This window comes from Arthrobacter sp. CAN_A6 (genome assembly GCF_015751715.1).
Lineage (GTDB): Bacteria > Actinomycetota > Actinomycetes > Actinomycetales > Micrococcaceae > Arthrobacter_D.
Map to the genome: position 1 here is coordinate 1 of NZ_JADOUV010000028.1, position 10,360 is coordinate 10,360.

The window sequence follows — 10,360 nt, forward strand, 5'->3', positions numbered from 1 at the left end:
AACTCTTCGGGAAAGGCCTTGGGCATGATGAACATCCTTCCACCCGCGAGGCTTATCCTCACAGGTCAGGAGTCAACCAAACCTTCAGCAGTCCCCTCGTAGCGACAGGGGCCCGGCAACGGGCACCACGGAGGCATAAAACCTGTAGCTGCTGCTGTTTGGTGCCGGCTAGGGTCCGGGTCGGGGCGGCGGCGGAGGAGATTCATCATCGTCAGGGTCGCCACCGTTTCCTGGTACTGGTTGAGGATTTCGATAGCGGTGTGTACGAGGCCGCGGTCAGGTTTGCTCCGGGAAACACGGGCCTGCACCACCGTGCACCGAAGGGAAAGGACATCCCCGGGGCGGACAGGTCTATGCCAGCGCAGCTCGTCAACACCGGGAGATGCCAGACTCGCCGCCTCATTCAGGTAGTACCGGACCAGGATCCGCATCATCAGAGCCATCGTGTGCCAGCCGCTGGCAATCAGACCGTTGAACGGGCCACCGGCGGCAGCTGAGGCATCGGTGTGAATGCTTTGCGGGTCGAAGCGGGCCGCGAAATCCAGAATCTCCGCCTCGCTGACCGGTTCGGCACCAAACACGCCCACGAGGCCCGGCAGATAATCGTCGAAGAAACGATCCGGCAAAGGCACTAGTCCCGGCGTCATCGCATCACCTGCCATGTTCTGTCCCGCCTTTCACCATGAAAACCCACTCGCCGAACTTAATACACGCCTTTCAGCGGCCGCGGCCGCTGAAAGCTGGCTGCGGCCGTGTTCAGGATTCGGACGTTGCCGTCAGCACTATGCCCGGCGGGCTGGCGGACCCGCGAACGGTCACGCGCTCTGCAGAGCATGGAAAGGGGATGCAACTGCACGCCTGAGAGCACGGTGATGGTTTCGTGGCCGTAGCTCACAACCCGGATTCGCTGCAAGACGGTGACAATCTCTGTTGATCTTCAACGAAGTCTTTTGGGCTGCGACTTCGGTTCAGTTGGACGCGCCGAGTGAGCCGGTCAGGACCAGGCATCCTCACTTGCAGTGATGGACTCGGCGATCCGCTTGATCGCGGCGAGCGTTTTCGGGATGCCATCGAGCGCCTGCTGGGTGCGGTCGGTGATCTGAACGGACGCCCCGTCACCGTACTTCTCCTCGAACATGGCGATCCCGGCCGGCAGGAATTCCCACGACTCGCTCAGGGTCGTCCCGGTATCTGCCGGGGTCAGGGTGAAGCCCCAGCGAACCAAGCTGCCACCCACCACCCAGGCGAACTCGCGACCGCAGTCGGCAGCCACCACCTGCGACCGGGTCTCCCATGACCGGTGCGGGAGCTCATTACGCCCGGTGAACCAGGCACCGAGCTGGCCGGCGTCGACCTCGTCGTCCCACCAACACGACGTACAGACCGGACTCCACTCACCGGTGCGGGTGATGTCGGAGACCAAGTCGTAGAGCGTCTCGGCTGAAGCCTGAACCGTGACGGACTCCTGGAGATGGCGGATGCTTGTCTGACTCATCGGTCTATCCTCACAGACCAATCACTTCTTTTGGCGCCGGCTGCCACCGTGCCAGTCCTCCTGCTGACCGACCGTATCGGCGTCGACACCGAGGGCAGCAAGCTGTGGCTGCTCGCGCAGGCTGCGCTTGAGCTCCGCGAAACCAGGGAAGCGTGCCAATCCGACGACATGGTCCCACAGCTCGGCGGCCGAATCTTCCTCTGGCAGCCGGCTGATCACCGGCCCGAAGAAGGCCACACCGGCGGGTGGCTCAAAGTGGATGATGGGCGTGCCCACATCCTTACCCGTCAGCGCTAGCGCCTCATCCGTCTCCTGGCGGATCTCGCGGTCCCAGGACTCGTCGTCGAGAGCCTCCGCCAGTGCCAGGGGCAAGCCAGCTTCGGCGAGGATCGGCTCCACGAACTCACGCGTCCCACGCCGCTCACGCACTTCACCCTCGGTGCGCTGGTTCCCCGGGTCTGGGGCAGCATCGAAGATGTGCGCTCCGAACGCGGCATACAACCCGGCCATCGCCTCACGGCCATGCTCCGCACGTGCCCGGGCCGCCACCCGCAGAAGCCGGAGCCCCGCCGTGTGTCCGGCCTCGTACTCAGGCGGAAAATGCGCATCATAGTCAACCTCGGAGTTGATCAGACGCAACGAGATGAACCGCCAATCCACGGTGTAATCGCGCTGCGCCTGCACCTGCCGCACCCACTTGCTCGTCATCCAGGCGAAAGGGCAAACCGGGTCAAAATAAAAGTTGATGTCAGCATCCACACATCCACGTTTACACCGGTTGATAACCCACGTCTAATCGAATCGAGGCCCCAACCCAAAAAGGTTGGACACTTATGTTGGTTGGGTCCCCGCGTAGTGATAGGGGCCCAGTCACACCCAATACCCCTCATCGCCAACTCCCTGAACGTCAGGACGGCCGGTGTTCGTTCCACGGATTTGCGCATAAATTGCGTCATCCACTTTGGTCTGGCGGATGATAATCGCGTAAGTCTTGCAAACCTTCAGTTGCAACACACTCCGATGAGACAATCCCGCTCCCCCGTGATTCTGCGGGCGGAAGTGTCTTGCCACCATACGTTTCAACTGATCACTCGATTTGCTGATGCAGGTGGAGGTTGCGAGACACTTCGAGGCCGTTAGGCGAAACCACGGCTGACAAATGGACAAGCCAGCACACCCTCCCCGGTCTTCGCTAAGACTCGGCTCGCTGCCCACGGCTCCTGTTATGGGTCATCCACCTGTGGGTAAGCCACAGCATTACCTTCTGCTCGGTACAGCTACGCCGATTAGCTGAAAGTACATCATCAGTCCCCGGAGCGGTTTTCAGTGAACACTCCTTCCCCGGAGCCGACTGCACTCCTGTCTCTGATTGCGCGCTGTTATCTGTAAGAACACGCGGTGAGTTTGACGAGATAACAATATTAGGTAAGGCTAACCTAATGTGCATCGCCGACGGAAGGAGGCTGACGTGAAGCCGTTTAGTGTTGAGGAACGAATTGCTCCGGATCAGGATTTTGGCTCCAGGGTGGAGTTGGCCCTTGCGGCCACCAGCCAGCTGTTCAACGAGCACAACGCGCCTAGCTATGTGGCTCAGGTGATCCAAGGCGTCAGCGCCGTGGCCACTAAGGTTCAGCGGACGGACCGGCCGTTCACCGGCGTCCAGCCGGCCGAGCTCCAGGCGCGTGTGGCTGATGTCGATCTCGAGCGTCCCTTGTCCGACACTGCGGCCGCCCTCGAGGAACTGGACGGGCTGTACTTGCGCGATGCCGTCTACTTTCACGACACCCGTTACGCCGCGCATTTGAACTGCCCTGTCGTCATCCCTGCTCTGGTCGGCGAAGCCGTGCTGTCCGCGATGAATTCCTCCATGGACACCTGGGACCAAAGCGCCGGTGCGACCATGATCGAACGTCGCCTTATCGACTGGGCCGCTGAACGCCTTGGTTTCGGAGGGGACGCCGACGGCGTGTTCACCTCCGGGGGCAGTCAGTCCAATCTGCAGGCCTTACTGATCGCCCGTAACCATTGCGTGGCCGGGCTCCGCGAAGAACTAAGGCTCCGCGGTGCGGTCGCCGGTAGGCTTCCCTGCCTTCTGGACAGACTGAGGATCTTCACTTCGGAGGACAGCCACTTCAGTATCCTGAAGTCCGCCTCCCTGTTGGGTTTGGGCTTCGACGCTGTGATCCCGGTGCCTTGCGGACCCGATCACCGCATGGATGCGGTTGCGCTGGGTGCGGCGCTTGCCTCGGCCCACGACGACGGGCTCGTGGCGATGGCAGTTGTCGCTACCGCGGGGACGACGGACTTCGGTGCCATCGATCCGCTTCCGGAACTCGCTGCCCTGGCACGTGCTTACGGTGCGTGGCTGCATGTGGATGCAGCCTATGGGGGCGGGCTGATCGTCTCGGGCCGGTACCGCAGGTTGCTGGACGGCATCGAGCTCGCGGATTCGGTCACGGTGGACTTCCACAAAACGTTTTTCCAGCCAGTCAGCTCCAGCGCGGTCTTGGTGCGCGATGGCGCCATGCTGCGCCACGTGACCTATTACGCCGATTACCTCAACCCGGAGAGCGCCGCGCTGGCTGAGATCCCCAACCAGGTGGATAAAAGCCTCCAGACCACACGGCGCTTCGACGCGTTGAAGTTGTGGCTCACACTGCGGATCATGGGCGCGGACGCCCTCGGTGCCCTGTTCGATGAGGTCATCGACCTTGCCGACCGCGTCGGTGGGCTGCTGGCGGAGGACGCCGACTTCGAGCTCGCCGCAAAGCCGCAGCTGAGCACCCTTGTCTTCCGGTACCGTCCCGCTGCCGTGGACGGTATCGCCCTGAGCGAGGACGACACTGACGCGCTCAACCCTGCCATCCGCGCCGCGGTCTTCGCGTCCGGGGAGGCTGTCGTGGCTGGCACCAGGGTTTCTGGCCGGCATTATCTAAAATTCACGTTGCTGAACGCGGAGACCACAGTGAACGACATTCGCGACATCATCGAGCTCCTTCGCCGCACGGGCAAAGGACTGCTCGCGGCCCGGCAGGAGATGCACGCGTGAGTATTCCCGACGCCGACAGGATCTTCGATCTGGCGGGCATCGGTGCTGGGCCTTTCAACCTGGGCCTTGCGGCTCTGAGCGAACCACTGGAGGGACTTGACTGCGTTTTCCTCGAGCGTCGCGGGTCCTTCGACTGGCACCCCGGCATGATGCTGGAGCCAGCGCACCTGCAGGTACCGTTCATGGCCGATCTCGTGACTCTCGCGGATCCCACCTCGCCGTTTTCCTTCCTGAACTTCCTTAAGCAGACCGGTCGCCTGTACCGCTTTTACATCCGGGAAAACTTCTATCCGCTGCGGGCCGAGTACAACCAGTACTGCCAATGGGTGGCCGCGCAGCTGGCCTCGGTGCGCTTTGGCACCGATGTGCTGGACATTCGGTATGACGACGGCGTGTACTGCTTGGCGGTGCAGGGCCCGGACGGGCCTGAGGTGTTACGCGCCCGGCGCCTGGTGCTGGGAACCGGTACCGCGCCCCATATCCCTGACGCCTGCGCCGGAATTGTCGGCGAGGGCGGGGTGGTTCTGCATAACGCCGAGTATCTTCTGCGCAAAAGGGAACTGCAAAAGCAGCAGAGCATCACGATCGTCGGCAGCGGGCAAAGCGCGGCCGAGATCTATTACGAGCTCCTCCAGGAAATCGATGTGCACGGCTACCAGCTCAACTGGGTGACGCGCTCGGGCCGGTTCTTTCCACTGGAATACAGCAAACTCACCCTTGAGATGACCTCGCCCGAGTATGTGGACTATTTCCACGATCTTCCCGCCGATGACCGAGACCGGCTCATCGGCACCCAGAAGAACCTCTACAAGGGCATTAACTCCGAACTGATCGACGCCATTTATGACCTGCTGTACACCAAGAGCCTCTCCGGGATGGTGGACACCCGGTTGCTGACCCATTCCGCATTGGAAGGCGTCCAGTGGGACTCCGCAGCGGGGATCCACAGCCTGCACCTGCGGCACGAGGAACAGGGTCGCCGTTACCGTCTGGACACCCAGGCCCTCGTCCTGGCCACGGGATACAAATACCAGGAGCCGGCTTTCCTCTCCGGCATCCAGGACCGCATCCGGCGCGACTCCCGGGGACGCTTCGATGTCTCGCGCAACTATGACACAGGTATCGTGCCGGGCGAGATCTTCGTGCAGAACGCGGAGCTGCACACCCACGGTTTTGCCACGCCCGACCTGGGTATGGCCGCTTACCGGAACTCATGCATCCTGCGTGAAATTACTGGCGGGGAGGTCTACCCGGTGGAGCGTTCCATTGCTTTCCAGCAGTTCGGTGCACCCGGGCAGGACGCCGTGCCAGGGTCCTGGGCTGGCGCCGAACAGGTTACGGTCTGACCTCCACAGTCACAGCTTTCAATCCTTAAGAACCGATAGAAACGAGAGCGTCGAATGCCACTGACCTTCTTTCGTCCACAGCCTTCAGGCGCGGAGTGCGCAACATGAGCGCCACCGCAACGATCGGGCTGCAGGCCCTGGCCGGGGCAGCGCACCTGGATGCCGTGCTCCGCTGCTGGATACGTGAACAGGGCATCATCGTCACTACCGACGGCCTCTTCACCCCGGTCCCCGGGACATCGATGAACGTGACCGCCAGCTGCGCGCACCTGTCCCTAACCGGACTGCACAGCTTCACCGATGTCGCGATAGTCCACCCGGACGGGACCCGGCACAAGGTGTCGGCGGAAGAACTGCTGGCCCTGCTGACATCCGACGCCGATCCGCAGGAACGCGCCCTCCTTCTCCAACGGACGCAAGAGTCGGTCCACAACGTCAGCAAGTTCGCGACCCGCAAGCAGACCGTCTCCCTCGACCAACCGCTGTTCCTGGAAGGGGAACGATCCCTGCTACTGGGACACCTGCAGCACCCTGCACCGAAAAGCCGGGACCAGCTCACCCCGGAACAACTGCAGGCCTACTCGCCCGAACTTCACGGCCAATTCCAAATCCACTGGTTCGAGGCGCACCGCTCAGTGGCCACAAGCGGCCAGGTGACAGGATCCCCGGCCCTGGGCAGCCACGCACTACACGAACTGCTGTCCGAGATCGCCGGCCATAAACCGGCACCGGAGCACGTGCTGATTCCCGCGCACCCCTGGCAGGCCGAGGCCGTCCAGGAACGGACCGCGGTGAAGAAGCTGATGGACCAGGGCCTCCTTCGCTCCCTGGGGCCCCTCGGCGAGCCATGGTGGGCCACCTCGAGCCTTCGCACCCTCTTCCACCCCGACCACCCGGTAATGCTCAAGCTCTCCCTCGGCCTGAAGATCACCAACTCCGTCCGGGAAGCCACCGCGACCGAACTCCGCCGGGGCGTCGAAGTTAACCAGCTCATCGATGCCGGCTACATCCGCTACAGCGACCCGGGCTTCACGATCGTCCGTGATCCGGCCTGGGCCGCTGTCATCGATCCTGCCGACGAAACCGGGGGGACCCTGACGGGCCTGGATGTCTCCGTCCGAGAGGTTCCGGAGGGTGTGGACCGCCTGATGTGCCTGGCCGGCCTCATCGCTCCCTCGGCTCCATCAGGCCCCGAGGCCTGGGGTCCGAGCCACCTGTCGCGCTGGTGCAACGATCCCGGGGCGTGGCTGGCCTCCTACATCGACCGGGTCCTGGTCCCCATGCTGGCACTGTACGCCAGCACCGGCATCGGCCTTGAAGGCCACCAACAAAACACCCTCGTCCGGCTCGATTCCAAGGGCCGGATCACCGGCGGCGCCTACCGCGACAACCAGGGCTACTACCTGGCGGCCTCACGCCTGACCGAAGTACTGGCCTGCACCGGGGCGGAGTCCAGCACGCTGGCTGTCGCCGAGGACAGCATTGTCGATGACCGGCTGACCTACTACCTGCTGCACAACCAGCTCCTCTCGCTGGTCGGTTCAATGGCTGCCGAGAAAATGGCGAACGAAGACCTCCTGCTCGCGGTGGTGCGAGAGCGCCTGCTCGCCGCCCAACCGGCCCTTGCCGCAGCAGGTAAGGCTGGAACTCGGCTCGTGGACCGTTGGCTGACCGCCCCGACCCTGCCGTGCAAGGCACACCTGGCAACGCGCCTGGCGGGAATCGATGAAGTCGTGGCGCCCGTTGACGCGCAGTCCGTCTACCTGAACATTCCAAACCCCCTGGTGACCTGCTCATGAAGATTCTGAGCTGGAAACAGGACATGGTGCTGGGCGAGCAGCATCTGCGTCCGGCCACTGCCGCGGACGCTGTAGAGCTGGCCTCGCTGATGGCCGAGCCCGAGGTGGCACAGTGGTGGCACCAGGACTGGGACGCGAAGCGCTGGACGGACTACCTCGGACAGATGACCGAGGACCCCGGAAGCCTACCTCTTGCCCTGGACCGAGGAGGCCACGTGACAGGCTACGTTGAGGTCTACCGGGTCGCGGCCGATGTCCTCGGCGACTACATCGAGCACTCCGAAAGCGACCTGGGCATGCACATCGCCGTCGGTAAACAGAGCCGCGGACGAGGCCTGGGTACCAGCATCATCCGCGGCGTGCTCCGGGAAGCTACCGAGATCCTGGACTGCTGCCCCCGGCTGATGGCCGAGCCGGACATCCGAAACATCAGCTCCCATCGTGCCTTCAGCCAGGCAGGTTTCGCATCGCTTGGAACGGTGCAGCTGCCGGACAAGGCCGCCCAACTGATGGCAGCGAGTACGGATAAACGCCCACAACCCGCAAAGTTCTCGTCTGTTGACGGCGCCACGCAAGAAAAAGCCCTACTGTGATCGATCTGACTTCGGCCAAGCTCCTGGCCAAACTAATAGGAGCCCTGCTCTCGGAAGAGCTCCTGAGCACCGAATCCCCCGCTGTCGCTTCTGGCGAGCCGCAGGATCTTCGGATCGACTTCGACGGTTCGTCCTACTCCTTCCGGGCCAACCGCACCATGTTCGACAGCTACGTCGTCGACCCGCGAAGCATTCAGGGGATCAGCCGCGGCGTACTGGGCGACGACGAAAGCGAACCTGCGCACGATCCGGGCCACTTCGTCATCGACGCCGCGGCCCGGCTTGACCTGACCGGCACGACCGTAGCGAATTACATCGCCGAGCTTTCCGCCACCCTGGCAGCCGACGCCCAAATGGCTGCCACGGGCATTCCGTCCAAGCAGCTAGTACAGCTTCCGCACACGGAAATGGAAGGCCAGCTAACCGGACACCCCCTGCTAGTTGCCAACAAGGGCCGGCTCGGCTTCGCCGCATCGGACTGCGCCCGCTACGCCCCGGAAGCCTGCCAGACACTCCGCCCAATATGGTTGGCCGTATCCCGGCAACTCGCCGAATTCCGGTCCGTTCCCTCCATATCGGAGCAGGAACTGATCAGCCGCGAGCTTGATCCGCCTGCGCAGGAGCGCTTCCAGACACTCCTGCGGGAAGCCGGCGCCGACCCATCCGGCTACCTGATGCTCCCAGCGCACCCATGGCAGGTGGACCACGTCGTCCGCCAGCTCTGGTCCGGCAGCATGCTCGCAGGGCAGATCATCGTCCTGGGCGAGGCAGAGGACGATTACCGTCCCACGCAGTCAATCCGCACTCTGGTCAACATTGACCAGCCCACCAGAATGCAGGTCAAACTGCCGCTGAAAATCCTCAACACCTCGGTCTACCGCGGAATCCCCCGGCATTGTTCCCTCGCCGCACCCATCACGACGCACTGGCTGCGTTCCATCTGGGAGGGCGATCCGGTCCTTCACACCCACGCCGTCCTGCTCGGAGAGGTGGCTTCGGTGACGGTGCGCCATCCTCACCTAGCCGATTACCCCGGCGTGCCCTATCAGTGGGATGAAACTCTTGGCTGCATCTGGCGCGAACCGGTAGACGCTTTTTTGGGTGCAGGCGAAACAGCCTGGCCGCTGGCTCTGGTGATACACGAGGATCCCGACGGCGAAACGGCGCTGCTCGCCCTCGCGGAACGCTCGGGCCGTCAGCTTTCGCATTGGCTTGACGCGTTGGTGTCCGTCACCCTCCGGCCGCTGCTGCACCTGCTGCACACGTACGGCGTGAGCGTGAATCCGCACGGTGAGAACCTCATGATCATCTGCGACGCCGAGGGCATGCCAAGCAGGCTGGTCATCAAAGACCTCGTGGACGACGTCTGTATCAGCACCGATCCTGTTCCCGCCCGCTCCTGGGAACCCGACGGTCCGATGCGCGTCCTGCCGCGCAAGCCCTGGCATGTATTGCGGCAATACCTCGTGGACGCGCTTTTTCTGGGTGTTTGGGCGCCGCTTGGCCAACTGCTGGACACCCATGGAATGCCGGCAAGCTCGGCTCAGCTGTGGAGCCTCACCCGTAACGTCATCACGGACTATGCCAACGCCCATCCGGAACAAGCCGCCCAGCTTGGAGCCACAGGGCTATTGGGCCGGGAATTCGGGCGCTACCCACTCAACGGCTACCGCCTGCGCATGGGTTACACGGATCTCGCCACCCGCCCGCCCATAGCGAAAACAGGCTCTATGCCCAACCCCATGTACAACCCGAACTGAACCATCAAAGTCTTACGGTCTACGCGACCTGCTGGAGTCATCAGCGTTGATACCGGGGTTCCGCTGAATCGGAGAAGAGCGTCGAACAAATCTTTCAGCAGTCCCGGATGTTTATAGCTGATTTGACGTTCAGGTAACTGTCTCGCGGTGCTCGATGGATTTGTGCATCAGTCTTCCAGCGCTGCTTCTCAAAACCATCCGCGTGTGAGGGTGGTGGCATCAAGTGCGGTCGTATGGTTTTGTGAGACAGCTTGATTGGAGCCTCCGTTTCAGATGACCGCTCATAGTAAGAAGACGTACGACCCCGCGTTCCGTGAT

The 10,360-nt window shown here is 62.7% G+C and carries 8 protein-coding genes; 5 read left to right on the plus strand and 3 right to left on the minus strand.

The window, feature by feature from the left end; translation table 11 throughout:
• Window positions 1–65 precede the first annotated feature (65 nt).
• The 3 genes from IWX75_RS17105 to IWX75_RS17115 form a co-directional block, all read right to left on the minus strand.
• Entirely contained in the window at window positions 66–662 is a 597-nt protein-coding gene (locus tag IWX75_RS17105; RefSeq protein WP_334684450.1) for a MaoC family dehydratase, read from the minus strand.
• Window positions 663–994: 332 nt separating this feature from the next.
• The gene (locus IWX75_RS17110; RefSeq protein WP_196823463.1) at window positions 995–1,495 is read right to left on the minus strand and encodes an SRPBCC family protein; all 501 of its coding nucleotides are present in this window, start codon (window positions 1,493–1,495) and stop codon (window positions 995–997) included.
• 21 nt (window positions 1,496–1,516) lie between these two features.
• Entirely contained in the window at window positions 1,517–2,254 is a 738-nt protein-coding gene (locus IWX75_RS17115) for a mycothiol-dependent nitroreductase Rv2466c family protein (RefSeq protein WP_196823464.1), read from the minus strand.
• Between the two features lie 709 nt (window positions 2,255–2,963).
• Between IWX75_RS17115 and IWX75_RS17120 the strand changes: the two genes are divergently transcribed.
• From IWX75_RS17120 to IWX75_RS17140, 5 genes are all read left to right on the plus strand, one after another.
• Window positions 2,964–4,544, plus strand: coding sequence for a pyridoxal phosphate-dependent decarboxylase family protein (locus tag IWX75_RS17120; RefSeq protein WP_196823465.1), 1,581 nt, complete (start codon window positions 2,964–2,966; stop codon window positions 4,542–4,544).
• A complete protein-coding gene (locus IWX75_RS17125) occupies window positions 4,541–5,890 on the plus strand; it encodes a lysine N(6)-hydroxylase/L-ornithine N(5)-oxygenase family protein (protein ID WP_196823466.1) in 1,350 nt (449 codons plus the stop codon). Before IWX75_RS17120 ends, IWX75_RS17125 begins: the two co-directional genes overlap by 4 nt.
• A gap of 104 nt (window positions 5,891–5,994) precedes the next feature.
• Complete coding sequence (locus IWX75_RS17130; RefSeq protein WP_196823467.1) at window positions 5,995–7,689, plus strand: IucA/IucC family protein; 1,695 nt, start codon at window positions 5,995–5,997, stop codon at window positions 7,687–7,689.
• Complete coding sequence (locus IWX75_RS17135) at window positions 7,686–8,282, plus strand: GNAT family N-acetyltransferase (protein ID WP_196823468.1); 597 nt, start codon at window positions 7,686–7,688, stop codon at window positions 8,280–8,282. Before IWX75_RS17130 ends, IWX75_RS17135 begins: the two co-directional genes overlap by 4 nt.
• Window positions 8,279–10,042, plus strand: coding sequence for an IucA/IucC family protein (locus IWX75_RS17140; protein WP_196823469.1), 1,764 nt, complete (start codon window positions 8,279–8,281; stop codon window positions 10,040–10,042). The genes IWX75_RS17135 and IWX75_RS17140 overlap by 4 nt, the downstream gene beginning before the upstream one ends.
• The last annotated feature ends 318 nt before the right edge of the window (window positions 10,043–10,360 follow it).

Coding starts and splice junctions, on each gene's coding strand:
- IWX75_RS17105 (WP_334684450.1), bottom strand. CDS start 662: ATGGCAGGTGATGCGATGACGCCGGGACTAGTGCCTTTGCCGGATCGT.
- IWX75_RS17110 (WP_196823463.1), bottom strand. CDS start 1,495: ATGAGTCAGACAAGCATCCGCCATCTCCAGGAGTCCGTCACGGTTCAG.
- IWX75_RS17130 (WP_196823467.1), top strand. CDS start 5,995: ATGAGCGCCACCGCAACGATCGGGCTGCAGGCCCTGGCCGGGGCAGCG.
- IWX75_RS17135 (WP_196823468.1), top strand. CDS start 7,686: ATGAAGATTCTGAGCTGGAAACAGGACATGGTGCTGGGCGAGCAGCAT.